This is a genomic window from Actinacidiphila yeochonensis CN732 (assembly GCF_000745345.1).
Taxonomy (GTDB): Bacteria; Actinomycetota; Actinomycetes; order Streptomycetales; family Streptomycetaceae; genus Actinacidiphila; species Actinacidiphila yeochonensis.
This window is the reverse complement of the sequence record NZ_JQNR01000005.1, coordinates 358,574-385,499: the sequence shown is the minus strand read 5'-3', so window position 1 is coordinate 385,499 and position 26,926 is coordinate 358,574. Positions and strand designations below refer to the sequence as shown.

The window sequence follows — 26,926 nt, the reverse complement described above, 5'->3', positions numbered from 1 at the left end:
CCCCGCCGAGGCAGTCGTCCGGCTTGCGGCGCAGCCACCAGACGGGCCAGGAGGTCGGGGGAAGGCGTCGTCATGCCGGTTGGTGAGCGTCAACCCGTACCAGGGGTGGATCACTCCTTCGGGTCGGCGTGGTCCTCGGCCCTAGGGTGGGAGCCCGACGAGAGTTCGCGCAGAGCCACCGAGCCACCGAGCCACCGCGAGGCACCCATGTCACGCCCTCACCCCAGCGGCGGAGGCCCGAAGCCACCGGGCGGCGCCGTGCCGCCCACCGGGGCCACGCTGATCACGAACATCGGCTCTTTGGTGACCAACGATCCGGCCTCGGGCGAGGGTCCGCTCGGCCTGCTGCGGGAGGCCGCCGTCGTCCTGGACGGCGAACGGGTCGCCTGGGTGGGCCCGGCCGGGGCGGCCCCCGCCGCCGACAGCCGCGTCGACGCGGACGGGCGGGCCGTCGTCCCCGGGTTCGTCGACTCCCACTCCCACCTGGTCTTCGCGGGCGACCGCGCCGAGGAGTTCAACGCCCGCATGTCGGGCCGCGCCTACAGCGCCGGCGGCATCCGCTCCACCGTGGCCGCCACCCGCGCGGCCACCGACGCCGAACTGCGCGCCACCGTCGAACGGCACCTGGCCGAGATGCTGCGCCAGGGCACCACCACCGTGGAGACCAAGACCGGCTACGGCCTGACGGTGGGCGACGAGGCCCGCGCCGCGCGGATCGCCGCCGCCCACACCGACGAGGTGACTTTCCTCGGCGCCCACGTCGTCCCCCCGGAGTACGCGGACGACCCGGCCGGGTACGTGGACCTCGTCACCGGTCCGATGCTCGACGCCTGCGCCCCGCACGCCCGCTGGGTCGACGTCTTCTGCGAGGAGGGTGCCTTCGACGGCGACCAGGCCCGGGCCGTCCTCACCGCCGGCGCCGCGCGCGGCCTGGTCCCCCGGGTGCACGCCAACCAGCTCGGCCACGGCCCCGGGGTGCGGCTCGCGGTGGAGCTCGGCGCCGCCTCGGCCGACCACTGCACGCACCTCACCGACGCGGACGTCGACGCCCTCGCCCAGGGCGGCACCGTGGCCACGCTGCTGCCGGGCGCCGAGTTCTCCACCCGCGCCCCCTGGCCCGACGCCCGCCGGCTGCTCGACGCCGGGGCGACGGTCGCGCTCTCCACCGACTGCAACCCGGGCTCGTCCTACACCAGCTCCATGCCGTTCTGCCTCGCCCTCGCCGTGCGGGACATGGGCATGACCCCCGACGAGGCGCTGTGGTCGGCGACCGCCGGCGGGGCCCGGGCGCTGCGCCGCGAGGACGTCGGCCGCCTCGCCCCCGGTGCCCGCGCCGACCTCGTCCTGCTCGACGCGCCCTCGCACGTCCACCTCGCCTACCGCCCCGGAGTGCCGCTGGTCGAAGCCGTCTGGCGGGCCGGTTCGCGCCGCGCGGCGCGCCGCGGCTGAGAACGCCGACGCCCGGCCGGGCCTGGCCCCCGGAAATCGGGGACCGGGCGGCCCGGCCGGGCGTGATCCCCGGGGACGTCGGGGACCAGGGGTGGGGTCGGGGTCGGGGTCAGCGGTGGCCGTGGCCCGCGCCGTTGCCCGTTCCGTTGCCGGACGCCACCGCGTCGTCGGACAGGATGTGCGACAGCGGACCGTCGCCCTGGGTCTGGCTGGAGTTCTGCGTGCACTGCTGGTTCTGCGAGGAGTTCAGCACGTTGACGTCCTGGACGGTGATCGGGATCAGGCCGATCAGCGAGCCGACGTCGGCCTTGATCGGCACGGCCACGCAGGGCTTGTTGAGCGAGCCCTGGACCAGGCCGATCTGCGGGCTGTCGACGCCGCTGGTCTTGGTGTTGCCGATGGACTCGACGGACCCGTTGCCGTTCGCGTCGACCGGGCCGCGGGCTGCCGCGACACCGGTGGTGCCGGCCAGGACGGCCGCGGCCAGCCCGCAGGCGGCGAGGAGGGTACGCGTGCGCATGGCGCTCCTTGTCGTCGTTCGTCGTTTCGTAGTGAAGTCGGTTCTTCTGACTGTTGTTCAGCTGTACGACGATCACACTGCTGAGCCCTTGCGCCCGGATATTGGGCCGTACGAGGGCGAGCCGTGCGGGCACGACAAGGGTGACGAGTACGACCAGCTTCGCGGGGAGCCGCTGAGGCGAAGAGGCGCCGGAGACGACGACGAGAGGGCGACGACGAGAGGGCGACGAGTCGCCCCCGGCGTCAGGGCGCGGCCAGCACCGGCCGCAGCGGGCCGGACCGCAGCCGGTCCACCACCGGGGCGGCCCGGCGGGCGGCGAGGCCCAGCAGCCAGGCGGCCAGCGCGCCCACCGCGAGGCCGGCGAGCACGTCGTGCGGGTAGTGGACGCCGATCCACACCCGGGACGCGCCCAGGAGCAGCGCGAGCGGGACGGCGATCTGCCCGAGCCGGCGGTCGGCCAGCAGCAGGGCCACCGCCGCGGCGGCCGCGATGGCCGCGTGGTTGCTCGGGAAGGACCAGTCGGTCGCCCCCGGGCACGCCTCCACCGTCCCCGTGACGTGCAGCGCCCGGCACGGCCGCACCTCGGTGAACACCGACTTCACCACGTCGTTCGCCAGGAACGCGGCCACCACGACCAGCGGCGTCGCCAGCGCCCCGGCCATCGTGCGGCCGTCCGCCGACCGCGCCCGCCACCAGGCCAGCAGCATCAGCGCGGCGAACAGTCCGATCCCGTAGTCGCTGAACAGGCGGACCGCGTGGTCCACCGGGCCGGGGGTGTGCTGGGCGGCGCGCACCACCCAGCGGTACGCGCCGGCGTCGATTCCGGAGCCGTGCAGTGCGCTCATCCCCGGCCTCCTTCCGTTTCCCCCCTGGTGTCCCAGGTGTCCCAGGTGTCCCTGGCGTCGCTCCTGGTGGCGCCGGACGGCTCCGGCCCGGCGGTGGCGGCCCGGCGCCGGGCCCGCAGCAGCTCGACGGCGAGCGGTGTGAGCGACACCACGACGATGAGCGCGACCACGGGCAGCAGGTACGTGTCGACGTTCGGCACCGAGGAGCCGAGTCCGTAGCCGGCGAGCACCAGCCCCGCCGCCCAGACCGCGCCGCCGGCGCAGCTCCACAGCGTGAAGGTCCGGGCGGGCACCCCCAGCGCGCCCGCCAGCGGGTTGAGCACGGTGCGGACCACGGGCACGAAGCGGGCGAGGACGACCGCCTTGGCGTGCCCGTAGCGGTCCAGCAGCTCGGCGGCCCGGTCCGCGCCCTCGCGCAACCGCCGGGATCGGGACCTGGCCAGCAGCGCGGGACCGCCGCGGCGGCCCAGCAGGTAACCCGTCTGGGAGCCGACCAGCGCGCCGACGACGGAGGCGACGAGAACCTGCCACAGGGACAGGTGGAGCGACCGCGAGGTCCCCGCCGAGCACAGCAGTCCGGCGGTGAAGAGGAGCGAGTCCCCGGGCAGGAAGAAGCCGACCAGCAGGCCGGTTTCGGCGAAGAGCACCACCGCGATGCCGGGCGCTCCGAAGGCGGACAGCAGCGAGGAGGCGTCGAGCGGGTTGAGGGCCAGCTCGGATACGGGCAGGGGCATTGGGGCGGAGCCCTCCCATAATGGTCTGGACGGGCGCATCGGGCAGCCCGACTGACTACAGTGGTGTAGACGGTCTACATCACTGTAGACGAACGAGTGGGAAGGGGCGATCCGTCCATGCCGGAGCCGACCACCGGTCGCCGTCCTTCGGGGGAACTCGAAGCGAGCGTGCTCGCCGCGCTCTGGGCGGCGGGCGGGCGCGCCCTGACGCCCGCCGACGTCCAGCGGGAACTCGGCCGTGAGCTGGCCCGCACCACCGTGACGACGATCCTGGCGCGGTTGCACGAGAAGGGCACCGTCAGCCGGCGGCGCTCCGGTCGCGGCTACGCCTACGTGCCGGTCCAGGACTCCCCGGGCCTCACCGCCCGCCGTATGCGCACGGAGCTCGACAAGTCCGACGAGGCCGCGCGCGGCACGGTTCTGGCCCGCTTCGTCTCCGAGCTCGGCCCGGACGACGAGCGGCTGCTGCGCGAACTCCTGGCCGCGCAGGAAGGAGCGGGGCACCTGCTCGCCGAGGCCCTGCCCGCCGGGGCCCTCTCCGTCGACGCCTCGGCCGCCGACGCCCTGGGCCCCGCCGGTGCCGGCCACGACGGCCCGGACGGCCACGGCGGCCCGGACGGCCACGGCCGCCCGGACGACCACGGCGGTCCGGGCGGTCCCGGTCACGCGGGTCCGGACGTCCCCGGCTTCCGCCGGGCCGGCCAGGACGGGGTGGCGCCGTGATCCTCTCCGTCTGGACACCCCTGCTCGTGCCGCTGGTCGCCGCGCCGGCCGCCCGGCGGCTGGCGGACGTGCTGCCGCCGCGCTGGGCCGCCTGGCTGCTGACCGCCACCGCCGCCCTGCTGGCCGCGTGCAGCACCGCCGTCCTGTGCCTGCTGGCCGGCGCGGGCGCCCTGCGGCTCCCCCGGTGGCGGCGCTCGGCCACCTCGTGCTGCCCCTGGTCGGCGACGAGGTGACCGTGCCGGCCGCCTGCGTCGCCGCGGTGCTGCTCACGGTGGTGGCCGTCGCGCTGGCCCGGGCGGTACGGCGGCACGTGCTGCTCGCCGCACGGACCCGGCGGGCCGTCGACGAGGCGGGCGCGCCCGCCGGCGACCTCACCGTCCTGGCCGACGACGCGCCCGACGCGTACGCCCTGCCCGGCCGCCCGGGCCGGATCGTGGTGACAGCGGGGCTGCTGCGGGCGCTCGACCCGCAGGAGCGGGAGGCGCTGCTCGCCCACGAACGGGCCCACCTGGCCGGCCGCCACCACCTCTTCCTCACCGTGCTGGCGCTGGCCTGCGCCTGCCACCCGGCCCTCCGCACGCTGCGGGCGCCGCTGTCCTACGCGCTGGAACGCTCTGCCGACGAGGCCGCCGCCACGGCGGTGGGCTCCCGCCGGCTGGCCGCCCGCGCGATCGGCCGCGCCGCCCTGGCCGCCCGACCCGCGCCCCGGCCCTACCTGGGCCTCTCCGCCACGGCCGGCCCCGTACCCCGCCGGGTGGCCGCCCTGCTGTCCCCCGTCCCCGCGCCCCGCGTCACCACCGCGGCCCGCGCCCCGCGGCTGCTCGCCACCCTTCTCGCCGCCGCCCTCGTCCTCTCCGCGGCCTCCGCCCTCGACGCGGCCACGGACCTGCACGGCTCCATCGAGATCGCCCAGGCGGGCCGGTAGCGGCCGCGGCCCCGCTGCCGCCGCCCACCGCCGTCCGCCCCCTCACACCCCCAGCGGGGTCAGGGTCATGGGGCTGACCTTGCCCTCGATCATCGCGCCGAGGCCGCGCACGGCCACCGTGTCCGGATTGGGCGCGACGTGGACCGGGATGCCGGTGGCATCGCGGAGCATCCCGTCCAGTCCGGGCAGGTGCGCGCTGCCGCCGGCCAGCATGATGCCGCGGTCGGCGAGGTCGGCCACCAGGTCGGGCGCGCACTGCCGCAGGACCGAGGTGATCGCGTCCATCACCGCGTTCAGCGGCGTCCGCATCGCCTCGCGCACGTCGTCCGTGCGCACCGTCACCGAGCGGGCCAGGCCGCTGGCCACGTCCCGTCCGACCACCTGCGTGGTCGCCGTGCGGCCGGCCCCGGAGGCGCCCAGCACCTGGTGCAGCGGCCGTACCGCCTGGCTGGGGAGCATCAGCTCGTGCCGGCTGCGCAGGTACTCCACCACCGCGCGGTCGATGGTCTCGCCGCCCACCGGGACCGTCTCCGCCGCGACGATCGAGCCGAGCGAGAGCACCGCCACCTGCGTGGTGCCGGCCCCGCAGACCACGATCATGGTCGCCTCGGGGAACTCGACGGGCAGCCCGCAGCCGACCGCGGCCGAGATCAGCGTGTCCGCCAGTTCCACCCTGCGGGCACCGATCCCGTACAGGGTCTCCACCGCGGCGCGGCGGGCGATCGGCTCGCTGCCGTGCGGCATGCACACGGCCGCGCGCAGCACCGGGGAGCCGCGCAGCACCGACAGCCGCAGCCAGCGGCGCCCGAGCTTGTCGCCGAGCACGTGCCGCAGCATCCGCTGGGCCATCTCGATGTCGACGACGGCGCCGCCGGCCACCGGCCGGGCCACCCGGATGTGGTCGGGGGTGCGGCCGGCCATCGTCTCGGCCCGCTTGCCGACGGCGATCAGCGCGCCGGTGCGGACGTCCACCGCCGCCACGCTCGGCTCGTCCACCACCAGGCCGGAGTGGCGCAGGTAGACGCGGGTGCGGGAGGCACCGATGTCGACCGCGATGGTGCAGCGGCGCAGCTGGTCGAGGGAGGGGGTGAGCGGGATCACAGCAGGCCTCCTGGGCGCGCGGGGTGGTGGGTGGCCGGCGCCCGGATCACGAAGGCGTTGATCGCGACCGTGACGACCGCCCGGACCGGCTGGAGCGGTGTCCCGTCGGCAGGCCCGCCGGGTCCGTACGGCGGCGGTACGGGGCCTGCCTGGGATCTGACCTCATGACAAGAGGATTTGACGGTTCATCGGTTTCTGCGACCGGTCTTCGGCCGAACGGTTCGCCACCGTCCGGGCAAAAGCCCCCGTTCGGCGCAGCGCGGCCCGGGCGGCGGCCGTCTCCGCAGGGGCCCGCTCGCCCCGCTCGTCCGCTCGCCCGCTCGCCCCTCTCGCCCTCCTGCCCGCCGTCGGCGATCCGGGGACCGCCCGCCGGTCAGTGCGAGCCGCTGTCCTCCAGGCGGAAGCCCAGCTTCAGGCCGACCTGGTAGTGCGCCACCTCCCCGTCGACGATGTGCCCGCGGACCTGCGTGATCTCGAACCAGTCGAGGCCGCGCAGGGTGCGCGAGGCCCGGCGGATGCCGTTGCGCACGGCGGCGTCCACGCCCTCGGGCGAGGTGCCGACGATCTCGGTGACGCGGTAGGTGTGCTCGCTCATGACGGGGCTCCCTTGTCTCGGACACCCGGCTCTCCCGGGCCGTTCTCAGCTGTTCCCGGTTCCCCCAGGCGGACGGGTACCCCGGAAGGCGCGCGGCTGTCAGTGGTGGAAGGAGGTCTGTCAGTGGTGGAAGGACGTCGCCACGGACTCGGGCCGGTTCAGCGGGTGCGGCTGGCGGCGCAGCTCGGGCAGCAGCGCGTGCAGGTCGTCGAAGAGCAGATCGGCCAGGTCCTGGGAGAAGCCGTTGCGGCAGACCAGCCGCAGCACCGCCAGATCCTGCCGCTCGGCCGGGAAGGTGTAGGCGGGCACCAGCCAGCCCCGTTCGCGCAGCCGCCGGGAGACGTCGAAGACGTCGAACGCCGTGACGTCCGGCGCGGTGGTGACGGCGAAGACCGGCAACTGGTCCCCGGTGGTGATCAGCGTGAAGTCCGGCAGCTCGGCGAAGCGCGCGGCCAGCCCCGTCGCCACGTCCCGGCTGCTCTGCTGGACCGCGCGGTAGCCGTCCCGGCCCAGCCGCAGGAACGAGTAGTACTGCGCGACGACCTGCGCGCCCGGCCGGGAGAAGTTCAGCGCGAACGTCGGCATGTCGCCGCCGAGGTAGTTGACCCGGAAGACCAGCTCCTCCGGCAGCGCCTCCGCGTCCCGCCACAGCGCCCAGCCCACGCCCGGGTAGACCAGCCCGTACTTGTGGCCCGAGGTGTTGATGGAGGCCACCCGCGGCAGCCGGAAGTCCCAGACCACGTCCGGGTCGAGGAAGGGCGCCACCATGCCGCCGGACGCGCCGTCCACGTGCACCGGGACGTGCGTGCCGGTACGCCGCTCGTAGTCGTCCAGGGCGGCGCAGATCTCGGCGACCGGTTCGTAGGAGCCGTCGAAGGTGGAGCCGAGGATGGCGACGACGCCGATGGTGTTCTCGTCCACCAGCGCCATCGCGGCCTCGGCGTCCAGGTGCAGCCGGTCCCCGCTCATCGGCGCCAGCCGCGCCTCCACCTCCCAGAAGGCGCAGAACTTCTCCCAGCACACCTGCACGTTCGCGCCCATCACCAGGTTCGGCCGGGCCGTCGCCGGGTACCCCGGGGTGCGCTTCGCCCAGCGCCGCTTGAGCGCCATCCCGGCGAGCATGCACGCCTCGGAGGAGCCCGTGGTGGAGCAGCCGACGACCGCCGACGGGTCGGGCGCGTTCCACAGGTCGGCGAGGATCGCCACGCAGCGCCGCTCCAGCTCGGCGGTCCGCGGGTACTCGTCCTTGTCGATCATGTTCTTGTCGGCGCACTCCGCCATCAGGACCGCCGCCTGCGGCTCCATCCAGGTGGTGACGAAGGTGGCGAGGTTCAGCCGGGAGTTGCCGTCGAGCATCAGCTCGTCGTGGACCAGCTGGTACGCGGCCGCCGGCGCCATCGGCCCGTCCGGCAGCCGGTGCTTGGGCGGAGCGGACTCCATGCCGCCGACCGGGTCGGCGGCGCCGAAGAAGGGGTTGACCGACAGATCGTGCTCGGCGTCGGTGCCTTTGTGCAGGGACATGCGGCGACCTCTCGCGGGTTCGGCGTCGGGTGCCCCCTCAGCCGACGGTACGGTCAGCCCGCCCGGGCCACCACCCGTCTCCCCGCCCGCGCCGGCGCGCCCGTCAGGCCGGGCGCACCGTTTCGCCGCCTCGGCCGCCTACTCCTCGACGACCACCACGGCCGTCCCGTACGCGCACACCTCCGTGCCGACGTCGCCGCTCTCGGTGACGTCGAACCGCATGGCGAGCACCGCGTTGCCGCCGCGCGCCTTCACCTGCTCCACCAGCCGCTCCATCGCCTGGTTGCGGGTCTCCACCAGGGTCTTGGTGAGCCCCCTGAGCTCGCCGCCGACCATCGACTTCAGCCCCGCGCCGATCTGGCTGCCCAGGTGGCGCGAGCGCACCGTGAGGCCGAAGACCTCGCCCAGCACCCGCTGCACCCGGTAGCCCGGCACGTCGTTGGTGGTGACCACCAGCACCTGCGCGTCCTGCGGCTGCCCGCCGCCGTACTCGTCGATACCCATGACCGCAGTGTGCCCCCGCCGGGCGCCGCCATCCCGGCCCGGCAGCCCCGACCCGGGCAGACTCCGACGGACCCGGACCGGCCGGGACGGGACGGCGCGGCCCGTGACACCCGCCCGGCGGGCACCGGCCGGCGCGCTCCACCCGGCCACCGGCCCGGTCCCGGCCGACTACTCCAGACGGGGCTGCCGGCTCGGGGCCGGGCAGATCCGCCGGCCCTCGTGGTCGAAGACGTACAGGTGCGCCAGGTCCACCAGCAGCGGCACCCGGTCGCCGCGCCGCACCCGCAGGTCCGGCCCGGTCCTGACGACCAGGTCGCCGGTCTCGGTCTCCGGCGGGGACGGCGGCCGGTCGATCACCGCCGCGGCCTTCCCGCCCCGCGCCGCGCCGCCGTGTGCGCCGTGCGTGCCGTGCCCGCCGAAGTCGCGGTCCAGCACCGTCGACTGGATTCTGCGGGCCGCCCGGTGCGCGAACCTGCCGAACCCGGCGCCCGTGCCGCCGCCGCGCCCGCCCGACCGCGCCGGACCGGGCCGCGGCGCCTCCAGCTCCGGTACCACCGCCGGGCGGGAGCCGGTGTTCAGGTGCACCAGCGACTCGTGGCCCTGGTACTCCACGTGCTCGACGATGCCGCTGATCACCACCTCGCCCGGGCGCGCCTGGCTGGGCTGCGCGACGCGCACCGCCTCCGAGCGCAGCCCGACGATGACCGGCCGGCCCTGCTGGATGCGCAGCATCTGGTGGTCGTGGCTGAGCGGCTCCGGCAGCCCCAGCCGCTGGCGGCCGAAGTCGATCCACATCCCCCCGCTGAGTGGAGCGATCACGGTCGCCTGGAGCAGGTTGATCCGCGGCGTGCCCACGAACGCCGCCACGAACACGTTCTCCGGCAGGTTGTAGGCGTCCCGGGGCGGACCGATCTGCTGGAGCACGCCGCTGCGCATGATCGCCACCCGGTCGCCCAGCGACATCGCCTCGGCCTGGTCGTGCGTGACGTAGACGGTCGTCACGCCCATGCCGTGGGTCAGCCGGGCGATCTCGGCCCGCAGGTGGGCGCGGAGCTTGGCGTCGAGGTTGGACAGCGGCTCGTCCATCAGGAAGACGGACGGGTGGCGGGAGATCGCCCGGCCCATCGCGACCCGCTGCCGCTCACCGCCGGACAGCTGCCCGGGGAAGCGGTCCAGGATCTCCTCGATGCCGAGAATCCGCGCCGTCTCCTCCACCCGCGGCCCGGGCTCCTCGCCGGGCATCTCGAACCGCAGCGGGAAGCCGATGTTCTCCCGGCTGGTCATGCTCGGGTAGAGGGCGAAGTTCTGGAACACCATGGCCATCCGCCGGTCGCCCGGGGCCAGGTCGTTGCTGTACTCGCCGTCGAGCAGGAGCTCGCCGGTGGTGATGTCCTCCAGGCCGGCGATCATCCGCAGGACGGTGGACTTCCCGCAGCCGGAGGGCCCCAGCAGCACCAGGAACTCGCCGGGTTCGATCTCCAGCGAGAAGCGGTCGACCGCCGGGACGGGCTGCTTGGGGTAGTACTTGGACACTTCGTGCAGAGCGATGGCGCGAGTCATTCGGAGGGCCGCCAGGTGGCTCGGACTGACACAGTGACGGAACGCGTGGGGGGTGGGGCTTGCGACACAGGTGTGGCTTGGGGAAACCTGTGTGACGTGCCGGACTTGCGTGGATGCGTCGTCGACGCTGCGCAGACCGTAATGCACTGCCTGTAGGTTGCGGAACGTTTGTATCAACACTGGATTGATACTTTTGATCCGTGACGTACATCGCGCTCGGACCGAGCTGGCTCGACCCGAACCATCTGATCACCACGTACGGCCTGTGGGGCGTGCTGCTGGTCGTCTTCGCCGAGTCCGGACTACTGATCGGATTCTTCCTGCCCGGTGACTCCCTGCTGTTCACCACCGGGCTGCTGGTCGCCTCCGGCACCCTGCACCAGCCGCTGGCCGTGGTGGCCGTCCTCGTCGCGTGCGCGGCGGTGGTGGGCCAGCAGACCGGCTACTTCTTCGGGCGGAAGGTCGGCCCGTCGCTCTTCAACCGGCCGGACTCCCGGCTGTTCAAGATGGAGAACATCGAGAAGGCACACGCCTTCTTCGAGCACCACGGACCCAAGGCCATCGTGATGGCGTGCTTCGTGCCGGTGGTGCGCACCTTCACCCCGATCGTGGCCGGCGTCAGCCGGATGAACTACCGGACCTTCCTCACCTTCAACATGGTCGGCGGCAGCCTGTGGGGCGCCGGCGTCACCGTGCTGGGCTACTGGCTCGGCCAGATCGCCTTCGTGCGCGACAACATCGAGGCCATCCTCGTGCTGGTCGTGCTCGTCTCCGTGGTGCCGATCAGCATCGAGTACCTGCGCTCGCGCCGGAAAAGCGCCGGCGCGGTCGAGTCGGCGGAAGCGGCGGGGGCCGTAAGGGGCACCGGTGCCCACCCGGCCGACCCGGCCGCCCGGACGGGAATCGAGGCCGCCGCCGCTCCGTCGCGCGGACGGCACCGGGCGCAGAAGCGCTGACGCTGTGGACGGTGACGGCGAGGAAGGCGAGGAGAACCACGCCGCAGGCGGCACAGGAGATGCCGCCGGGCGGGACGGCGGCATGCCGGATGACGGCGGTACGCCGGATGACGACGGCGGCACGCCGGATGACGGCGGCATGACGGACGACGGCGCGTACGACGGCGGGTACGGCGAGGAGCGGTCGGACGACACGCCGGACGACGCCAAGCCGGACGACGACGCGTACGGCGACGTCTACGGCGACGGCGACGGTGGCGACCAGCCGTCCGAGGGCTCCGGCGACGGCACTCCCGAGGGCGGCACACCGGACGGCGGCACCCAGCCGGGTGGGCCTCGGGCCGCTTCGGGCACGGGCTCCGGCTCCGGTTCGGGCTCCGGTCCGGATGACGGCGGCATGACGGACGACGGCGCGTACGACGGCGGGTACGGCGAGGAGCGGTCGGACGACACGCCGGACGACGCCAAGCCGGACGACGACGCGTACGGCGACGTCTACGGCGACGGCGACGGTGGCGACCAGCCGTCCGAGGGCTCCGGCGACGGCACTCCCGAGGGCGGCACACCGGACGGCGGCACCCAGCCGGGTGGGCCTCGGGCCGCTTCGGGCACGGGCTCCGGCTCCGGTTCGGGCGCCGGTCCGGATGGCGGTTCGGGCGCCGGTACCGGGGCCGGTTCCGGGCCTGGTCCCGGGGCGGGCTCCGGCGCCGGAAGCGGCCCGAGCGGCTCGTCGAGCCTTCCGGGGAGCGGGCTGGGCCTCCCGGGGAGCGCCCCGTCCGCTCCCGCCGGGAGCCCTCAGCCGAGCTCTCAGCCGACCCCCCAGCCGGGCAGCGCCTTCGCGCCGCCCGGCGGCGGCAGCGCGTTCGGCCCTCCCGGGGGCACCCCGCCAGGGGTCCCGGCTCCGGGCGGCAGCGCGTTCACCCCGCCCGGCGGGATACCGGTACTGCTGCCGCCCGAGGGCGCCCTCTGGCCGGACCGGATGCGCGCGATGCTGCGGATGCCGTCCACCGAGCGGCCCGAGCCGCAGGTCGAGCGCGGCGCCGGCTCCGTACCCCGCGTCCTCGACCTGACGCTGCGCATCGGCGAACTGCTGCTGGCCGGCGGGGAGGGCGCGGAGGACGTGGAGGCGGCCATGTTCGGCGTCGCCTTCGCCTTCGGGCTCGCCCGGGTCGAGCCCACCGTCACCTTCACGCTGCTCGGCATCTCCCACCAGCCCTCGCTCACCGAGCCGCCGCTCACCATGAGCCGCACGGTGCGGCGCCGCGGCACCGACTACACCCGGCTGGCCGCGGTCTTCCACCTCGTGGACGGGATCACCGCGCACGAGGTCACCCTGGAGGAGGCGTACGGCGCGCTCGCCGCCATCCGCCGCAACCGGCACCCGTACGGCACGTGGGTGCTCACCGGCGCGGCCGGGCTGCTCGCCGGCGCGGCGAGCGTGCTGGTCGGCGGCGGTCCGGTGATCTTCGCCGGCGCCGCGGTGGCCGCGATGCTCGGCGACCGGCTGGCGTGGCTGCTGGCCGGGCGCGGGCTGCCGGAGTTCTACCAGTTCGCGGTGGCCGCGATGCCGGCGGCCGCGATGGGCGTCCTCGTGGACCACTACGGCCACTGGATTCCGGGCGCCACCGGGCTCCAGTCCTCGGCGGTGATCACCGGTGGCCTCTTCGCCCTGCTGCCCGGCCGCGCCCTGGTGGCGGCCGTCCAGGACGGCCTGACCGCCTTCTACATCACGGCCGCGGCGCGCCTGCTGGAGGTCGTCTACCTGATCGTCGGCATCGTCGTCGGGGTGACGCTGGTGCTGTACTGCGGGGTCACCCTCGGCGTCGACCTCAACCCGGACCAGGCGCTGCGCTCCTACGACCGGCCGTGGGTGCAGCTGCCGGCGGCGATGGTGCTCACGCTCGCCTTCGCGGTCCTGCTCCAGTGCGAGCGCGGGGTGCTGCTGGCGGCCACCCTCAACGGCGGCGTGGCCTGGACCGTCTTCGGGGTGCTGCACCAGAGGGCGGGCGGCAACCAGGTCGCGGCGACGGCCGCGGCGGCGGGCCTGGTCGGCCTCTTCGGCCAGCTGATGGCCCGCTACCGCTACGTGTCGGTGCTGCCGTACGTGACGGCGGCGATCGCGCCGCTGCTGCCGGGCTCCGCGACGTACTTCGGGCTGCTCGCCCTCACCCAGCACCATCCGCAGGCCGCCCTGACCCAGCTGACCAAGGCCGCGGCGCTGGCCCTCGCGCTGGCCATCGGCGTGAACCTCGGCAACGAGATCGCCCGCCTGGCGCTGCGCACCCCGGGCACCGCGATCCCGCGCCGCGGCGCGAAGCGCACCCGCGGCTTCTGACCCCGGGGCCCGAGCCTCCGTGCCCGCCTCGGACCGGCGGTGGTGGCGGTTCCGGTGGAGAGCGGCGGCGTACGCGTTCGGGGGGCTCCCGTTTGCCGACGCGGGAGCGGGTGCCGTGCTGTGCGGCGGGCCGAAGCCGCCCTTCGTCCGTATGGCGGCGAGGTCCCAGGGGTAGGCATCGGGTCGTCCGCCGACCGCAGGGTGCGGAAGCGACGCAGGGGGGCACATGCTGCCAGAGGAATCCGTGAGCCCGACGTCCGAGCCGCGCCCTCCCGAGCGCAGGGTGGACGAGGAGATCGGCGCGCTGTTCGAGGAGTACCGCGCGTTACGCGAGGAGATCACCCAGCGGGTCGCCGCGCGCATGCAGATGATCGGGCTGGCCGGCGTCATCTCGGCTCTGCTGGCCGCGTCGAACCGCCTGACCTACCGGTCGCCGAACCTCTACGTCTCCGTCCTGACGATCGCGCTCGCCGTGCTCTGGGTACGCGGCAGCAACCTGGCGATCCAGCGGATAGGCGAGCACCTGCGCGAGGTCGAGGCCAGGATCAACGCGCTGGCAGGGCAGGCATGGCAGAGCCCCGCGCGGCTCCTGACGTGGGAGTCGAAGGTCCAGGCGCGGCGGCGCGCGGTGGGCGGGGCCAGGGGACTCGTCGGACGCCTGGGCGGTTGGTACACCCGTTAGGGTGCGCGGCGGCCCCGGGCCTCCTCGGTGCGGCAGGATGGGCCGCCATGGCGACTGTTGTGGCGTTCCACGCCCATCCGGACGACGAGGTGCTGATGACGGGCGGCACCCTCGCCCGCGCCGCCGCCGAGGGACACCGGGTGGTCGTCGTCGTGGCCACCGACGGAGTGGTGGGTGAGGTCCCGGCGGCCGGGTCGGCGCGCATGGCCGAACTGCACGCGAGCGCGGCCGTCCTCGGCGTGGCCCGGGTGGTCCACCTGGGGTACGCGGACAGCGGCAACGGCCCGGACGTCCCCCCCGACCCGGCCGACCGGGTCCGCTTCGCCCGGGCCGACGTCGAGGAGGCGGCCCAGCGGCTGGCCGGCATCCTCCGGGAGGAACGGCCCCGGGCGCTGCTCAGCTACGACGCCAACGGCGGCTACGGACACCGCGACCACCTCCGCGTCCACCAGGTGGGCCGCCGGGCCGCCGAACTCGGCGGCGTCGACACGGTGCTGGAGGCGACGATGCCCCGCGACCTGGTCGTCCGCGTGCTGCGCCTGATCGACCGGCTGCGGCTGCCGATCCGCCACGACGCCGTCGCACCCGACGCGTACAGCCCCCGGGCGGCGATCACCCACCGGGTCGACGTCCGGCGGTACGCCCGCCAGAAGCAGGCCGCCCTCGCCGCCCACCGTTCCCAGGTGCGCGGCACCGGTCGGCTGGCCCCCCTGCTGCGCCTGCTCCTGCGCCTGCCGGCACCGGTCTTCGGCCTGGTCCTCGGGTACGAGTGGTTCACGGACGCCACCGCCCCCGGGACCCCCGCCCCCGGGACCCGCGCCCCCGGGACCCCGGCCCGTCCCGTGGAACCGGCCGCTCTCTTCGGCGGCCGATAGCCGTACGAGGCCGTGGCGTTGGTGACGCCGCCGGGCATCCGGCGGCGGCGGCGGTGGTCAGCCGGGCATCCGGTGGTGGCGGTGGTCGGCCGTTCGGCCGGTGGTGGCGGTGGTCAGCCGTTCGGACGGCGGGGGGCGCGGATGCCGGCCAGGACGGTGAGCAGTGCCGCGAGCGAGATGCCCGCGGCGGTGAGGAAGCCTGCCCGGTAACCGGCCAGCACGTCGCCACCGGCCGTGGCGGCGACGGTGGAGAGGACCGCGAGGCCGAGGCCGCCCCCGATCTGGAGCGCGGTGTTGAACATGGCGCCCGCCAGTGCCTGCTCTTCGGGTCCCGCACCGGACAGCGCGGTGATGTTCGCCGGCACGAAGGTCTGCGAGAGGCCGACGATGAGGACGACCAGGATCGGCAGGATGACAACCCAGTAGTTCGTTCCGGGGCCGACCAGGGAGAACAGCGCGAGGCCGACCGTGGAGCAGGCCAGCCCGAACAGCATGAGCCGGCGCACCCCCACGCGTGGGACCAGGCGCCCCGCGGCCAGGGGCAGGAGGGTGCCGCCGACGGCCAGCGGCAGGAAGGCCACGCCCGTGGCGAGCGGAGTGAACCCGAGGACGTTCTGCAGCAGGAGCGCGGCGAGGTAGTTCACCCCGACCCATCCCGCGTACATGAACACGGCGACCACCAGGGCCGCGGAGAGGTTCGGCCGCTTCCACACCGCCGGTGGGACCAGCGGTTGGGCCGCCCGCCGCTGCCAGAGCGCGAAGCCGGCGAGGAGGGCCACCGCCACGGCTGCGACCGCCCATCCAGGACCATCGGCCGCGTTCCCGCCCAGCCGGGTCAAGGCGAAGGAGAGCGCCAGCAGACCGAGGGTCACCAGCGCCGCACCGGGGAGATCGAGCCGTCCGCGCGACTGGTCCTGACGGCCGTCCGCCGGTATCAGCGCGAGCACTCCCGCGATGAGCGCGACCACCACGAGGACGTTGACGGCGAACATCGCCCGCCAGCCGACCGACCCCGCCAGCGCACCCCCGACGACCAGGCCGAACGCGAGGCCCACGCCGCCCATGGCACCGAACGCCCCCAGCGCCCGTGACCGCCCCGGTTCCTCGTCCCACAGCGCGCCGATCAGCCCGAGCGCGGCCGAGACCGTCACCGCCGCGCCGGCCCCCTGGACCGCACGGGCCACCACGGCGAGCACCAGCGAGGTGGAGGCCCACACCACCGCGGACGCACCCGCGAACACCACCATCCCGCACAGCAGCGCCCGGCGTCGCCCGTACAGGTCAGCGGCCCGCCCGGCCACCATCAGGAAACCGGCGAACACCAGGGAGTAGGCCGACACCACCCAGGAGAGCCGCTCGGGGGAGGCGTCCCAGTCCCGCGCCATCGCGGGCAGCGCCATGTTGACCGAGGAGAGGTTCATGATGTCGAGGGCCTGAGCGGTGCACAGGATGGCCAGTACCGCCGCGGAGCCATGCGCCGTCCGGCGGACGGGCGCGGCCACAGATTCCGATGTCGTCACACACCCAGTCTCCGGAGTACTGCGCTGACCAGGAAGTATGCACAATAAAGTGCCATACTATCCAAATGGATAGTGTCACCTCGCCGCGAGGCGTCGCCGAGGCCGCCGGCGGTATCACCCCGATGCGGCTGGAGCAGAGCTGCACGACCCGCCGGGTCTTCGACCTGGTCGCCGACAAGTGGATGCTGTCGATCCTGTGCACGCTGTCCGAGGGGAGAGCCCGCTACAGCGCGGTGCAGCGAGCCGTCGTCGGCATCACCCCCAAGGTGCTCACCCAGCACCTCCGTTCGCTGGAGACCAGCGGCCTCCTGACCCGCACCGTCTATCCGGTCGTCCCTCCCCACGTCGAATACGAACTCACCGACCTCGGGCGATCGCTCAGGCGGGCACTGCAACCCCTCCTTGCCTGGGGCGAGTCCCACCTCGACGAGGTCGAGCAAGCCCAAAGCGCCCACCACCAGTGACCTTTCGGGTCGGGTTCCCCGACCGCCGCCGGCGTGCGAACGGGCCGAGCGGTACGCCTGGAGCGGCACCGCCCGGCCCGCGCCGGCCCTGGTCCGGGGCTACTTCACCGTCTTGGGGTCGTGGCGGGTGAAGACGCAGTCGGAGTCGTACAGCACGGCGATATGACCGGCGTTCTGGACACCCAGTCCGATGCTCTCGTGGGACTTCGACAGATCCGCGCTCGTCCGCTTGTCCGGGGCATCGGAGTAGCCGACCCTGTAACCGCGCTTGGCGAAGAAGGCGTTGGCGGCTCGCATGACGGCAGCGGCCTTCGCCTGCGGAACCGCGAGCGACAGGCCGTAGACGTAGTCGAAGCGGTGCTGCCCGGGCGTCTCCGTCGAACACCGGGTCCAGCGCCGGTCGTAGACCGTCGCCTTCGTCGTCCCGGTGACGGGGCGAAGCGCGGCGACGGTCCGCTCGATGAGCGCGTCCGCCTTCTTCTCGACGTCGGTGGGCTGGACGTCGCCCTGGTGGACGGCGGCGCAGCCGCTGGTGAGGACGAGGAGGGCGACTGCCGCAGCAAGCGCCGCGGGGGCCGCCGTGCCTGCGGTGCGCGGGGTTCTGGTCATGGCTCCTGCTGTCAGAAGAAGTCGGTCACCGTGTGGAGAACGTCCTTGCCGTCGTTCCCAGAGCCGCGCCACTCCCGCGAGGCTGTTGCGCCTCCGCGTCGGCCCTGGTCCGGGGCTACTTCACCGTCTTGGGGTCGTGGCGGGTGAAGACGCAGTCGGAGTCCACGCCGAGCAGGACGGTCGCACCCTCGCCGGCGCCGACGTTGATCCGCCACTCACTCTTGGGCGGAGCGGCCACGGCACCTGTCGCTGGTTCGGGTACGTACTCGTTCGTGTAGCCACGATGTGCGAAGTCCGCCCGGGCGGCGGTCACGACGGAACCCAACTTCGACTTCGGTACCGCGACATCGACAAAGAAGGTGTACTCGAAGCGGTGCTGTCCTGGTGTCTCGGTCGCGCACTGGGTCCAGCCCTGGTCGTAGACCGTGGTCTTCGCCGTTCCGGTGACGGGTCGGATAGCGGCCAGGGTCTGCTGGACGAAGACGTGCCCCTTCTTCTCGACGTCGGTGGGCTGGACGTCGCCCTGGTGGACGGCGGCGCAGCCGCTGGTGAGGACGAGGAGGGCGACTGCCGCGACAAGCGCGGCGGTCGCCGTGCCTGCGGTGCGCGGGGTTCTGGTCATGGCTCCTGCTGTCAGAAGAAGTCGGTCACCGTGTGGAGAACGTCCTTGCCGTCGTTCCCAGAGCCGCGCCACTCCCGCGAGGCTGTTGCGCCTCCGCGTCGGCCCTGGTCCGGGGCTACTTCACCGTCTTGGGGGCGTGGCGGGTGAAGACGCAGTCGGAGTCCACGCTGACGCTGAGCGTCGTTGTCCCGCTGGCGTCGACGCCGAAGTGCCAATTGCTCTTGGGCAGGGTCGCCGAGACGCCGCTTTCCGGGTGAGGCAGGTACTCAAGGGTGTAGGAGTGACGCAGGTACTCCGCTTTCACGGCCGAGAGCGCCGCCTTGACCTTCGCAGCCGGGACGTCGGCCCGTACGGCGTAGGAGTAGTCGAAGCGGTGCTGTCCCGGGGTCTCGGTGGCGCACTTGGTCCACCCCTCGTCGAACACCGCGGTCCTGGGCGTGGCGGTGACGCTGCCTATGGCGGCCAACGTCTGCTGGACGAAGGCGTGCCCCTTCTTCTCGACGTCGGCCGGCTGGACGTCGCCCTGGTGGACCGCGGCGCAGCCGCTGGTGAGGACGAGGAGGGCGACTGCCGCGACAAGCGCGGCGGTCGCCGCGCCTGCGGTGCGCGGGGTTCTGGTCATGGCTCCTGCCGTCAGAAGAAGTCGGTCACGGTGTCAAGGGCGTTCTTGCCCATGTCGGTCACGGCGTCACCGGCGTCCTTGAGGTCGTGGACCGTCCCGTCGAGGCCACCGGTCTCAAGATCGCCGGCGATGCTCCCGACGTCGTCTGGGGCGGCTCCGAAGGCGTGTACGGAGTCCCCGGCGTCCTCCAGTGGCCTTCCCCAGTAACCGCCGATCTTGTGCCCCACGTTCTGCGCCGCCGAGCCGACGAGGTCGGCCTCGTTCAGCGGGTCCACCGGCAGGGCACCGGTCTTGTCCTCGTTCGGCATCGCGGTGACCTTGTCAGGCTGGCCCACCACGATGTCCGTCATGTTGGACAGGACGGCCCGTCATCCCAGTACTCGCTGTGAGCGTGCGCCGCGCCGCTTCCCTCGCCTGCCGAAGTCCCGCGCGGGCCGGTCCAGGACCGGCCGCATGGCATCCAGGTCGGTGTCCATGCTGGACAGCAGCTGCTGGAGCCAGGCGCGCCGCGGATTGTCGGCCATGGGACCGGTCACTGTGCCCCCGAACATCGCGATGAGTGATGACGGAAGCACCGTACGGAGGGAACGTGACGTTCCGCAATAGGAGAACTGCGCTCTGTCCGCAACGGTTGTAACGAGGTCGGTGACGGGCGGCTGCGGGAGGCGTCGAACCCTTGGGACGGTGGGCCGGGGGCGGCCTAGCATCGGGCCATGACGGGTGACGGTTCTGCGGCGAGGCGGCGGCCGGGGCGGCCGGGTGAGGCGACGGGGGCACGGGAGGCCATCCTCGCGGCAGCCCGGCGGCGGTTCCTCGCGCGCGGCTACGACGCGGTGACGCTGCGGTCCGTCGCCGAGGAGGCGGGCGTGGACACCGCACTCGTCAGCTACTACTTCGGCTCCAAGCGGGGGCTGTTCGGCGCCGCGATGGCGCTGGTGACCAACCCCGTCGAGGTGATCGCGGAGCTGCTCCGGGGCGACCCGGCCACGCTCGGCCCCCGGGCGCTGGGCACGATGGTCGCCGCGTGGGACTCCTCCGAGTCCGGCCCCGCGCTGCTGGCGATGCTGCGCGGCACCGCCGTCGACCCGTCCGCCGCCGCCCTGGTGAGGGAGGTGATGGAGCGTGAGGTGATCGGGCGGATAGCCGACAGGATCGGCGGACCGCACGCGCGGGCGCGGGCGATGGCGTTCTGCACCCAGATCGCGGGCATCATCGTCACCCGGTACCAGCTGCGGATGGAGCCGATCGCCTCCATGACGGCGGAGGAGGTCGTACGGCACTTCACGCCGTCCGTACGGGCGGCCCTCCAGGGCCCGGTGCGGCGGCGGCCCGCGCGTCCGCAGGACCTCTGACGCGCTGAGCGCCGGGGCCGGCCGCGGGTTGGCGCCGTGCGGCCGTCAAGCCCCGGACCGAGTAGGCGAATTCATCGCGGACGGTGCCCCGCCCGCCTTCCCGGCCGCCCGGCGGCGTGGGGCCGGTGCGTTGGCGTGCGGGTACCCGGCCGTCCGGGAGGGCGGTGTCTCCGCGGACCGGCCGCCACCGCCGCCGGTAATTCATCGGCGTGGCGACGGGCGGCCGGCCGGAGGGACCGTGGGCAGGTCAGCACGGAATCCTGACGGAGGGGGAACTCCATGCGCACCGTCGACCCGCGTCCCCGGGCGGCCGGGAAGCACCCCGCCGGACCGCCGGCGGGCACCCGGCCGGTCCGCCACGGCCTGGTCCTGTTCATCACCTGCCTCGCTCTCGGCGCGGTCGTCTCGGCGATGGCCTCGCTGAACGTCGCGCTGCCCGACCTGGCCCGCGACACCCACGCCGGCCAGACTCAACTGGCCTGGGTGGTGGACGCCTACAGCCTGGCGTTCGCCGCACTGCTGCTGCCGGCGGGGGCGTTGGGCGACCGCTTCGGCCGTCGGCTGCTGCTCTTCGCCGGCCTGGTCGTCTTCGCGGGCGGCTCCGTGCTGGCGACGCTCACCCGCAGCCCGGACCAACTCATCGCCCTGCGCGCCCTGCTGGGCGTCGGCGGGGCCATGGTGATGCCGGCGACGCTGTCCACCATCACCAGCACCTTCCCGCGCGAGCAGCGGACCCGGGCGGTCAGCGTGTGGACGGCGGTGGCCGCCGCCAGCGCGGTGGTCGGGGTGCTGTGCACGGGACTGCTGCTCCAGGAGTGGTCGTGGCGCTCGGCGTTCCTGCTGAACGTGGTGCTGGCGGTGGTCGCGGCCGCGGGCACGCTGGCGTTCGTGCCGGAGTCGGCGGAACCCGGTCAGCCCAGGCTGGACGTGGGCGGCGCGCTCCTCGCCGTGGCCGGCCTGCTGGCGCTGGTCTACTCGGTGATCGAGGCGCCGACCCGGGGCTGGGGCGACCCGCGCACCTCCGGCGGCATCGTGCTCGGCCTGGCCGTGCTGGCCGGCTTCACGCTCTGGGAGTTGCGCCGCGAGCACCCGCTGCTGGACCCGCGGCTGTTCCGCAACCGGCGGTTCGCGGCCGGTTCGGTGTCGGTGACGCTCCAGTTCATGGTCTTCTTCGGCTTCATCTTCGTGGCCATGCAGTACCTGCAACTGGTGCGCGGAGACAGCCCGTTGACAGCGGCAGTGGGCGTGCTGCCGATGGCGGCGGCACTGGTGCCGGCGACCCGGCTGACCCCGCGCCTGGTGGCGCGGATCGGCCTGCGGCGGCCGTGGACGGCCGGGCTGGTGCTGGTCGCGGCCGGAATGGCGGTGCTCTCCCGGCTGGCCGTGGACAGCCCGTACGGGCTGGTCGTCGCCGGACTGCTGCCGCTGGGCGCCGGCATGGGGCTGGCGATGACCCCGGCCACCACCGAGATCACCGACGCGCTGCCACGGGCCCTGCAGAACGTGGGCTCGGCGATGAACGACCTCTCCCGCGAACTGGGCGGGGCGCTGGGCATCGCGATCTTCGGCAGCGTGCTGAGCGCGGGCTACCGCAACAACCTGGACCTGCCGGCCGGGCTCCCGCCGAAGGCGGCGGGCGCGGCGCACGCCTCGCTGGCCGGCGCGGAGGCCGTCGGCGGCACCGTCGCGCGGGACGCGCGCGGGGCCTTCGTCGACGGGCTCCACCAGGCGTTCGCCGCCGGCGCCGGGGTGGCCCTGGTCGCGGCGGTCGTGGTGGCCCTGCTGCTGCGCCGTGTTCCCAGCCGACAGGCCGAGACGGCCGACGCCGCCGAGCCCTCGGCCGCCGCGCCCGAGTCGGCGGCCCCGTCGGAGACGGCCACTGCCCCGCACTGAGGCGCCAACCGGCCGTCACGGGCGGGTGAGCCGGGCCGTCCGGCCGCCCCGTCCGCGGTGGCCGACGGCCCTCCTAGCCAGCTCACGGTCGAGTTGGGGGGCGGAAACGATCGAGGGTCACCTTTTCGTGAGTAGTCCCTGACATTACGTGAACGCGGGTGAACTCCAGCCTCTACGATCACCATCACTGATCCGTTATTCCGGTAATTGGTCTAATTTGCCTGCACCTTGAGGCAAGCCCGGGACCGGAAAAGGGTCGGCCGGAGGGAGGAAGTCCCGGTGGGGCGCTCGTCCGCCATGAGTGGAAGGGGCGCTTGTCCGGGACTCCAGGCAAGGGGAAGGAGCTGCACTCTGATGGACAGCAACAGCAACAGCACGATGGACGACGGCGAGAGCGTCTCGGCCCGGAAGGTCTACCACTCGGAGCTGGCCCGGCAGCGGGAGCGCTCGGGCCTGTCGTTGGGGGAGCTGAACAGCCGGACCAAGTACGACCCGTCGTACCTCTTCCGGCTGGAGAACGGCGAGCGGCTCGGCTCCATCGACGCCGCCCGCGTGCTGGACCGCTACTACGACACCGGCAACCTCATCGTCGGACTGTGGAAGTTGGCCAAGCGCGAGGGCGCGAAGAGCCGCTACGAGGGCTTCATGGAGGTCGAGGCCGAGGCCGGAAGTATGCAGCAGTTCGTGGCCGGGGTGATCCCCGGACTGCTCCAGACCGAGCGGTACGCGCAGGTACAGCTGGGATCGTCCTGGGGGGCCACCGAGGAGCAGTGCGCCGAGTGGGTCCGTGAGCGGATGGCCCGGCAGGAGCGGATCCTCGGAACGGCCAACCTGCTCACCTACCGGGTGCTGATCGACGAGTCGGCGCTCCGCCGCCGGCTGCCCGACGACGACGCGTGGACCGAGCAGCTCGAACGGCTGATCCATGCCGCGCAGCTGCCGCATGTGACCGTGCACCTCGTGGACTTCGCGTCCGGGCCGCATCCCATGCTGGGCGGTTCGCTGACCCTGCTGTGGCTGCCCAGCGGCCGCAACATCGCCTATCTGGAAGGCAGCGTGAGCGGCCAACTCATCGAGGAATCAGAGGAGGTGGAGACCCTGCGGTTGGCCTACGATCAGCTCAGGGACTTCGCGTTGTCGCCGGAGAGAACCCTGGCAGTGCTCCGATCCGTACTGGAGGACCACACATCATGTTCATCGCAGCCTCAGAGCTGAAGGCCGCCGCCTGGCGCAAGTCGTCCTACAGCAACGGCAACGGGGGCGACTGCGTCGAGGTGGCGGACGGCTTCGCCGGTGCGGTGCCCGTGCGGGACTCGAAGGACCCGCAGGGGCCCGCGCTGGTGTTCTCGGCCGAGGCGTGGGCGTCGTTCGTCGGTGCCGTGCGCGCCGACGCGTTCCCGGGGGCCTGAACCGGGGCCTTCCGGGGCCCCTGACACGTCGCCGACACGCCGTTGTGCGTTTCCCGGATGCGGGAGGTGCCCTGTGTCGGGTTGGCTGGGGGCATGTCGATCATCTACAAGACCACGTTGAAGCCCGGGAAGCTGGAGCTCATCGCACCGTGGCTGCCCGCCCAGCCCTGGTACCAGGGCGCGGACGGCGGCGTGCCCGCCCCCGGAACGGAGCTGGTGAAGACCGGGGGCTTCCGGCTGGACGACCCGGAGGGCGAGGTGGGGATCGAGTTCATGGTGGCCACCGACATCTCGGGCGGCGAGCCGCGGCACTACCTCGTGCCGCTGACGTACCGCTCCGCGCCGCTGGAGGGCGCGGAGCACGCGTTGATAGGGGAGACCGAGCACGGCGTGCTGGGACACCGGTACGTCTACGACGGGACGTACGACCCCGTCCTCCAGGCCGAGTTGCTGGCGCTGCTCGCCCTGCGCTCCGACGCGCAGATGCAGTCGGTCGGGGACACCCCGGACCCCACCGTCACCCCGCTGCTCAGCGGTCCCGCGCTGCCCGCGCAGGCCGCCGTCACCGCCGTGGAACACGGGCCGGACGGGACCGACCTGACCGTGGAGACGCCCGCGTTCGCGCCGTTCACCCTGCACCTGGTGCGGGTGCTGCGGCCGGAGCAGTCGGCGCCGTCCGGGGCGGCGCCACGGGCCCAGCTCACGGCCGAGTGGTGCGGCGGCCAGGAGGAGGAGCGGGTGCGCGGGCTGTTCGCCGTCCTGCACCCCGCCGCCGGCTGAGTCGCCGGCCGAGTCGCCGGCCGAGTCGCCGGGAACGGCCGCGTACGCCCCCGTCGCCCGGGTCAGCCCCGGCGCGGCCAGGTGCCGGGTGCGGGGAACACCGTGGTTCCCCGCACCCCGGGAACGGCCTCAGTGGCCGCCGTTCTCCTGCAGGCGGCGGCGGGACGCCTCGATCTCGGCCTCCGCCTCCTTGCGGCCGACCCAGTCGGCGCCCTCGACGGACTTGCCGGGCTCCAGGTCCTTGTAGACCTCGAAGAAGTGCTGGATCTCCAGCCGGTCGAACTCCGAGACGTGGTGGATGTCGCGCAGGTGCTCCATCCGCGGGTCGGACGCCGGCACGACCAGCACCTTGTCGTCGCCGCCGGCCTCGTCGGTCATCCGGAACATGCCGATCGCCCGGCAGGTGATCAGGCAGCCCGGGAAGGTCGGCTCGTCGAGCAGGACCAGCGCGTCCAGCGGGTCGCCGTCCTCGCCGAGGGTGTTCTCGATGAAGCCGTAGTCCGCGGGGTAGCTGGTGGACGTGAAGAGCCGCCGGTCCAGGCGGATGCGACCCGTCTCGTGGTCCACCTCGTACTTGTTGCGCGAACCCTTCGGGATCTCGATCGTGACGTCGAACTCCACGGACCTACTCCTCAAGTCATCAGCACACGTGTGGGTGGTTAAGTGTCTCCCACGCATCGGGGTGGTCGCGAAAGGGGCTGGTCGGCAGTGCCGCTCGGCAGGACGTGGCAGGTGGTGGCGGGCTCCGCCGCGATAGGGGTGCTGGTCGCCGGCGGCGCGATCGCGGCCTCGGGGCCCTGGCGGGGCGGCCAGCGCACCGCGGAGCGCTCCTCCGCCGCCGCCCGGGACGCCACCGGGAGACCGCGCGCCGCGCAAGCCGGCCAGGCGGCAGCCGCCGCCCCGCAGGGCGCGGCGCCCGCCGTCGTACCCGCGGCCGCGCCCGTGCTCGCCCCGGCCGGGGCCGGCACCGGCGCCGCGCCCTCCTCGGCCGCCGAGCGCACCCGGCTCGACCCGCTGCTCACCGCCTACGGCATGGGCACCCTCTCCACCGGGGTGGTCGTGGACGCCGCCACCGGCAAGGTCCTCTACGACCACGGCGACGGCACGGCCACCACCCCCGCCTCCACCACGAAGCTCGCCACCGCGACCGCCGCGCTCGGCCTGCTCGGCCCGGACGCCCGGCTGACCACCGACGTCGTGGCCGCGGGCGGCGACCGCGTCGTCCTGGTCGGCGGCGGCGATCCGACGCTCCGGCTGGAACAGCTCGCCGCCGACACCGCCGCCGCCCTGAAGGCCCGCGGTACCACCACCGTCCGCCTCGGCTACGACACCTCGCTCTACACCGGCGCGCTGCTCCACCCGATCGGGCGTAACGACAACCTCGCCCCCGTCACACCCCTGATGGAGAACGAGGGCCGGCTCGACACCAGCACCAGCGGCCCCGCCCCCGCGCCTACGACCCGGCCGCCACGGCGGCGGCCGACTTCGCGACGCTGCTCGGCAAGCACGGCGTCACCGTGCGGGGCACGCCGGCGGCGGCGAGCGGCCACGGCGGCAGCGTGCTGGCCGCCCACCGGTCGGCGCCGCTGTCCGACCTCGTCGAGCAGATGCTGACCGAAAGCGACAACGACCTGGCCGAGGCGCTGGCCCGGCAGGCCGCCCTGGCCTCCGGCCGCCCGGTCAGCTTCGCCGGCGGCGCCGCCGCGATCAGGGCGGCGCTGACCCGTTACGGGGTGCCGCTGCCGCACGCGTCCTTCAACGACGGCAGCGGGCTGGACCACAGCGACGCGCTCGCCCCGCTGACCCTGGCCCGGCTGCTGGCGCTGGCCGCCTCCCCGGACCACCATGAGCTGCGGCCGGTCCTCAGCGGCATCCCGGTCGCGGGCTTCACCGGCACCCTCAGCACCCGGTTCCAGGGCTCCGGGGAGGCCGGGCTGATCCGCGCCAAGACCGGCACGCTCACGGGCACGAACACCATCGCGGGCACCACGACCACCGCCTCGGGGCGGCTGCTGGTCTTCGCTTTCATGACCCAGGGCACCTCCCTGCCGACCGCCGCCGAGACCGCGCTGGACCACCTCGCCGAGGCCGTCGCCGGCCCCTGAGACCAGGCCGGGGCCGGACCGGGAGCGCGCTAAGACCGGTCCGGAGCCGGCCCGGGACCGCCCTAAGACCGGTCCGGAGCCGGCCCGGGACCGGACCGGTGTCGGCCCGGGGAGCCGAGCCGAGCGGTCCGCCGAGCGGTCACTGAGGGCGCGCCGTCTACAGCTTCTGAACGCGGCCGGGCGACCAAGGCCGCCGAACCCTCTGAACGGTGCCTGAACGCCCCC

29 protein-coding genes and 2 pseudogenes are annotated in these 26,926 nt (G+C 73.9%); 16 read left to right on the top strand and 15 right to left on the bottom strand.

Annotated features, from left to right (window positions below; all coding sequences use genetic code 11):
* The first annotated feature begins 207 nt into the window (after positions 1-207).
* Entirely contained in the window at positions 208-1,449 is a 1,242-nt protein-coding gene (gene hutI / locus BS72_RS13800) for an imidazolonepropionase (protein ID WP_078901345.1), read from the top strand.
* A gap of 109 nt (positions 1,450-1,558) precedes the next feature.
* On the opposite strand, the gene BS72_RS13795 is transcribed toward hutI, so the two are convergent.
* The 3 genes from BS72_RS13795 to BS72_RS13785 form a co-directional block, all read right to left on the bottom strand.
* Entirely contained in the window at positions 1,559-1,969 is a 411-nt protein-coding gene (locus tag BS72_RS13795; RefSeq protein ID WP_037910743.1) for a rodlin, read from the bottom strand.
* Between the two features lie 242 nt (positions 1,970-2,211).
* Positions 2,212-2,814, bottom strand: a complete 603-nt coding sequence (locus BS72_RS13790; protein WP_037910741.1) for a phosphatase PAP2 family protein — start codon at positions 2,812-2,814, stop codon at positions 2,212-2,214.
* Complete coding sequence (locus BS72_RS13785; protein WP_051951086.1) at positions 2,811-3,548, bottom strand: DedA family protein; 738 nt, start codon at positions 3,546-3,548, stop codon at positions 2,811-2,813. Before BS72_RS13785 ends, BS72_RS13790 begins: the two co-directional genes overlap by 4 nt.
* Positions 3,549-3,665: 117 nt before the next feature.
* Here BS72_RS13785 and BS72_RS35455 point away from each other — a divergent pair.
* The 3 genes and pseudogenes from BS72_RS35455 to BS72_RS39220 all read left to right on the top strand — a co-directional run.
* A pseudogene (locus BS72_RS35455) lies at positions 3,666-4,040 on the top strand (BlaI/MecI/CopY family transcriptional regulator); the annotation flags it as partial.
* Positions 4,041-4,267: 227 nt separating this feature from the next.
* A complete protein-coding gene (locus BS72_RS38240) occupies positions 4,268-4,504 on the top strand; it encodes a hypothetical protein (protein WP_232792392.1) in 237 nt (78 codons plus the stop codon).
* Complete coding sequence (locus BS72_RS39220; protein ID WP_265736798.1) at positions 4,456-5,196, top strand: M56 family metallopeptidase; 741 nt, start codon at positions 4,456-4,458, stop codon at positions 5,194-5,196. The genes BS72_RS38240 and BS72_RS39220 overlap by 49 nt, the downstream gene beginning before the upstream one ends.
* Positions 5,197-5,238: 42 nt before the next feature.
* On the opposite strand, the gene BS72_RS13770 is transcribed toward BS72_RS39220, so the two are convergent.
* The 5 genes from BS72_RS13770 to BS72_RS13750 all read right to left on the bottom strand — a co-directional run bounded on the left by BS72_RS13770 (position 5,239) and on the right by BS72_RS13750 (position 10,477).
* Complete coding sequence (locus tag BS72_RS13770; RefSeq protein ID WP_232792391.1) at positions 5,239-6,297, bottom strand: rod shape-determining protein; 1,059 nt, start codon at positions 6,295-6,297, stop codon at positions 5,239-5,241.
* A gap of 373 nt (positions 6,298-6,670) precedes the next feature.
* Complete coding sequence (locus tag BS72_RS13765) at positions 6,671-6,892, bottom strand: dodecin (protein WP_037910738.1); 222 nt, start codon at positions 6,890-6,892, stop codon at positions 6,671-6,673.
* Between the two features lie 120 nt (positions 6,893-7,012).
* Entirely contained in the window at positions 7,013-8,413 is a 1,401-nt protein-coding gene (locus BS72_RS13760) for a glutamate decarboxylase (RefSeq protein ID WP_037910736.1), read from the bottom strand.
* A gap of 138 nt (positions 8,414-8,551) precedes the next feature.
* Positions 8,552-8,917 carry a YbjQ family protein gene (locus BS72_RS13755; RefSeq protein ID WP_037910734.1) on the bottom strand — a complete coding sequence of 122 codons (366 nt, stop codon included), beginning with the start codon at positions 8,915-8,917 and terminating at the stop codon, positions 8,552-8,554.
* Between the two features lie 168 nt (positions 8,918-9,085).
* Positions 9,086-10,477 (bottom strand): ABC transporter ATP-binding protein, encoded by a 1,392-nt coding sequence (locus tag BS72_RS13750; protein ID WP_037910732.1) that lies wholly within the window; start codon positions 10,475-10,477, stop codon positions 9,086-9,088.
* Positions 10,478-10,677: 200 nt separating this feature from the next.
* Between BS72_RS13750 and BS72_RS13745 the strand changes: the two genes are divergently transcribed.
* The 4 genes from BS72_RS13745 to BS72_RS13730 all read left to right on the top strand — a co-directional run bounded on the left by BS72_RS13745 (position 10,678) and on the right by BS72_RS13730 (position 15,325).
* Positions 10,678-11,433: a DedA family protein gene (locus BS72_RS13745; protein WP_037910730.1), complete on the top strand. Its 756-nt coding sequence runs from the start codon at positions 10,678-10,680 to the stop codon at positions 11,431-11,433.
* Between the two features lie 751 nt (positions 11,434-12,184).
* Positions 12,185-13,768, top strand: a complete 1,584-nt coding sequence (locus BS72_RS13740; protein ID WP_232792610.1) for a threonine/serine exporter family protein — start codon at positions 12,185-12,187, stop codon at positions 13,766-13,768.
* Positions 13,769-14,012: 244 nt separating this feature from the next.
* Positions 14,013-14,450, top strand: coding sequence for a hypothetical protein (locus BS72_RS13735; RefSeq protein ID WP_157856221.1), 438 nt, complete (start codon positions 14,013-14,015; stop codon positions 14,448-14,450).
* Positions 14,451-14,497: 47 nt separating this feature from the next.
* A complete protein-coding gene (locus tag BS72_RS13730; RefSeq protein WP_051951085.1) occupies positions 14,498-15,325 on the top strand; it encodes a PIG-L deacetylase family protein in 828 nt (275 codons plus the stop codon).
* 113 nt (positions 15,326-15,438) lie between these two features.
* On the opposite strand, the gene BS72_RS13725 is transcribed toward BS72_RS13730, so the two are convergent.
* On the bottom strand, positions 15,439-16,845 hold the full coding sequence (locus BS72_RS13725) for an MFS transporter (protein ID WP_157856220.1): 1,407 nt from the start codon (positions 16,843-16,845) through the stop codon (positions 15,439-15,441).
* Positions 16,846-16,910: 65 nt separating this feature from the next.
* Here BS72_RS13725 and BS72_RS13720 point away from each other — a divergent pair, with 65 nt between their 5' ends.
* Entirely contained in the window at positions 16,911-17,309 is a 399-nt protein-coding gene (locus BS72_RS13720) for a winged helix-turn-helix transcriptional regulator (RefSeq protein ID WP_232792390.1), read from the top strand.
* 99 nt (positions 17,310-17,408) lie between these two features.
* On the opposite strand, the gene BS72_RS13715 is transcribed toward BS72_RS13720, so the two are convergent.
* The 5 genes from BS72_RS13715 to BS72_RS36480 form a co-directional block, all read right to left on the bottom strand.
* Complete coding sequence (locus BS72_RS13715) at positions 17,409-17,918, bottom strand: hypothetical protein (RefSeq protein WP_037910726.1); 510 nt, start codon at positions 17,916-17,918, stop codon at positions 17,409-17,411.
* 115 nt (positions 17,919-18,033) lie between these two features.
* Positions 18,034-18,540: a hypothetical protein gene (locus BS72_RS13710; RefSeq protein WP_037910724.1), complete on the bottom strand. Its 507-nt coding sequence runs from the start codon at positions 18,538-18,540 to the stop codon at positions 18,034-18,036.
* 115 nt (positions 18,541-18,655) lie between these two features.
* Complete coding sequence (locus BS72_RS13705; RefSeq protein ID WP_037910721.1) at positions 18,656-19,162, bottom strand: hypothetical protein; 507 nt, start codon at positions 19,160-19,162, stop codon at positions 18,656-18,658.
* 11 nt (positions 19,163-19,173) lie between these two features.
* Positions 19,174-19,512 carry a hypothetical protein gene (locus BS72_RS13700; RefSeq protein WP_037910718.1) on the bottom strand — a complete coding sequence of 113 codons (339 nt, stop codon included), beginning with the start codon at positions 19,510-19,512 and terminating at the stop codon, positions 19,174-19,176.
* An 18-nt stretch (positions 19,513-19,530) separates the two neighbouring features.
* Positions 19,531-19,686: a hypothetical protein gene (locus BS72_RS36480; RefSeq protein ID WP_157856219.1), complete on the bottom strand. Its 156-nt coding sequence runs from the start codon at positions 19,684-19,686 to the stop codon at positions 19,531-19,533.
* Positions 19,687-19,875: 189 nt separating this feature from the next.
* Here BS72_RS36480 and BS72_RS13695 point away from each other — a divergent pair, with 189 nt between their 5' ends.
* From BS72_RS13695 to BS72_RS13675, 5 genes are all read left to right on the top strand, one after another.
* Complete coding sequence (locus tag BS72_RS13695; RefSeq protein ID WP_037910716.1) at positions 19,876-20,514, top strand: TetR/AcrR family transcriptional regulator; 639 nt, start codon at positions 19,876-19,878, stop codon at positions 20,512-20,514.
* A 279-nt stretch (positions 20,515-20,793) separates the two neighbouring features.
* Complete coding sequence (locus BS72_RS13690; protein ID WP_063836065.1) at positions 20,794-22,407, top strand: MFS transporter; 1,614 nt, start codon at positions 20,794-20,796, stop codon at positions 22,405-22,407.
* A 354-nt stretch (positions 22,408-22,761) separates the two neighbouring features.
* On the top strand, positions 22,762-23,622 hold the full coding sequence (locus BS72_RS13685; protein WP_051951083.1) for a helix-turn-helix domain-containing protein: 861 nt from the start codon (positions 22,762-22,764) through the stop codon (positions 23,620-23,622).
* Positions 23,598-23,816: a DUF397 domain-containing protein gene (locus BS72_RS13680; protein WP_037910714.1), complete on the top strand. Its 219-nt coding sequence runs from the start codon at positions 23,598-23,600 to the stop codon at positions 23,814-23,816. The genes BS72_RS13685 and BS72_RS13680 overlap by 25 nt, the downstream gene beginning before the upstream one ends.
* 93 nt (positions 23,817-23,909) lie before the next feature.
* Positions 23,910-24,596, top strand: coding sequence for a maltokinase N-terminal cap-like domain-containing protein (locus BS72_RS13675; protein ID WP_037910712.1), 687 nt, complete (start codon positions 23,910-23,912; stop codon positions 24,594-24,596).
* A 129-nt stretch (positions 24,597-24,725) separates the two neighbouring features.
* Here BS72_RS13675 and BS72_RS13670 read toward each other — a convergent pair whose 3' ends face one another.
* The gene (locus BS72_RS13670) at positions 24,726-25,217 is read right to left on the bottom strand and encodes an inorganic diphosphatase (protein ID WP_037910710.1); all 492 of its coding nucleotides are present in this window, start codon (positions 25,215-25,217) and stop codon (positions 24,726-24,728) included.
* A gap of 411 nt (positions 25,218-25,628) precedes the next feature.
* Between BS72_RS13670 and BS72_RS39535 the strand changes: the two are divergent.
* Together BS72_RS39535 and dacB are read left to right on the top strand one after the other, a co-directional pair.
* Positions 25,629-25,964 (top strand): annotated as a pseudogene (locus BS72_RS39535) (D-alanyl-D-alanine carboxypeptidase); the annotation flags it as partial.
* A 125-nt stretch (positions 25,965-26,089) separates the two neighbouring features.
* Positions 26,090-26,701 (top strand): D-alanyl-D-alanine carboxypeptidase/D-alanyl-D-alanine endopeptidase, encoded by a 612-nt coding sequence (gene dacB / locus BS72_RS39530; RefSeq protein WP_322942584.1) that lies wholly within the window; start codon positions 26,090-26,092, stop codon positions 26,699-26,701.
* Positions 26,702-26,926 lie beyond the last annotated feature (225 nt).

Excerpts from the sequence above, each read along its gene's own strand:
- hutI (WP_078901345.1), top strand. The coding sequence starts at position 208 with ATGTCACGCCCTCACCCCAGCGGCGGAGGCCCGAAGCCACCGGGCGGC.
- BS72_RS13795 (WP_037910743.1), bottom strand. The coding sequence starts at position 1,969 with ATGCGCACGCGTACCCTCCTCGCCGCCTGCGGGCTGGCCGCGGCCGTC.
- BS72_RS13790 (WP_037910741.1), bottom strand. The coding sequence starts at position 2,814 with ATGAGCGCACTGCACGGCTCCGGAATCGACGCCGGCGCGTACCGCTGG.
- BS72_RS13785 (WP_051951086.1), bottom strand. The coding sequence starts at position 3,548 with ATGCCCCTGCCCGTATCCGAGCTGGCCCTCAACCCGCTCGACGCCTCC.
- BS72_RS13765 (WP_037910738.1), bottom strand. The coding sequence starts at position 6,892 with ATGAGCGAGCACACCTACCGCGTCACCGAGATCGTCGGCACCTCGCCC.
- BS72_RS13760 (WP_037910736.1), bottom strand. The coding sequence starts at position 8,413 with ATGTCCCTGCACAAAGGCACCGACGCCGAGCACGATCTGTCGGTCAAC.
- BS72_RS13755 (WP_037910734.1), bottom strand. The coding sequence starts at position 8,917 with ATGGGTATCGACGAGTACGGCGGCGGGCAGCCGCAGGACGCGCAGGTG.
- BS72_RS13750 (WP_037910732.1), bottom strand. The coding sequence starts at position 10,477 with ATGACTCGCGCCATCGCTCTGCACGAAGTGTCCAAGTACTACCCCAAG.
- BS72_RS13730 (WP_051951085.1), top strand. The coding sequence starts at position 14,498 with ATGGCGACTGTTGTGGCGTTCCACGCCCATCCGGACGACGAGGTGCTG.
- BS72_RS13720 (WP_232792390.1), top strand. The coding sequence starts at position 16,911 with ATGGATAGTGTCACCTCGCCGCGAGGCGTCGCCGAGGCCGCCGGCGGT.
- BS72_RS13715 (WP_037910726.1), bottom strand. The coding sequence starts at position 17,918 with ATGACCAGAACCCCGCGCACCGCAGGCACGGCGGCCCCCGCGGCGCTT.
- BS72_RS13710 (WP_037910724.1), bottom strand. The coding sequence starts at position 18,540 with ATGACCAGAACCCCGCGCACCGCAGGCACGGCGACCGCCGCGCTTGTC.
- BS72_RS13705 (WP_037910721.1), bottom strand. The coding sequence starts at position 19,162 with ATGACCAGAACCCCGCGCACCGCAGGCGCGGCGACCGCCGCGCTTGTC.
- BS72_RS13700 (WP_037910718.1), bottom strand. The coding sequence starts at position 19,512 with ATGACGGACATCGTGGTGGGCCAGCCTGACAAGGTCACCGCGATGCCG.
- BS72_RS36480 (WP_157856219.1), bottom strand. The coding sequence starts at position 19,686 with ATGGCCGACAATCCGCGGCGCGCCTGGCTCCAGCAGCTGCTGTCCAGC.
- BS72_RS13695 (WP_037910716.1), top strand. The coding sequence starts at position 19,876 with ATGACGGGTGACGGTTCTGCGGCGAGGCGGCGGCCGGGGCGGCCGGGT.
- BS72_RS13690 (WP_063836065.1), top strand. The coding sequence starts at position 20,794 with ATGCGCACCGTCGACCCGCGTCCCCGGGCGGCCGGGAAGCACCCCGCC.
- BS72_RS13685 (WP_051951083.1), top strand. The coding sequence starts at position 22,762 with ATGGACAGCAACAGCAACAGCACGATGGACGACGGCGAGAGCGTCTCG.
- BS72_RS13680 (WP_037910714.1), top strand. The coding sequence starts at position 23,598 with ATGTTCATCGCAGCCTCAGAGCTGAAGGCCGCCGCCTGGCGCAAGTCG.
- BS72_RS13675 (WP_037910712.1), top strand. The coding sequence starts at position 23,910 with ATGTCGATCATCTACAAGACCACGTTGAAGCCCGGGAAGCTGGAGCTC.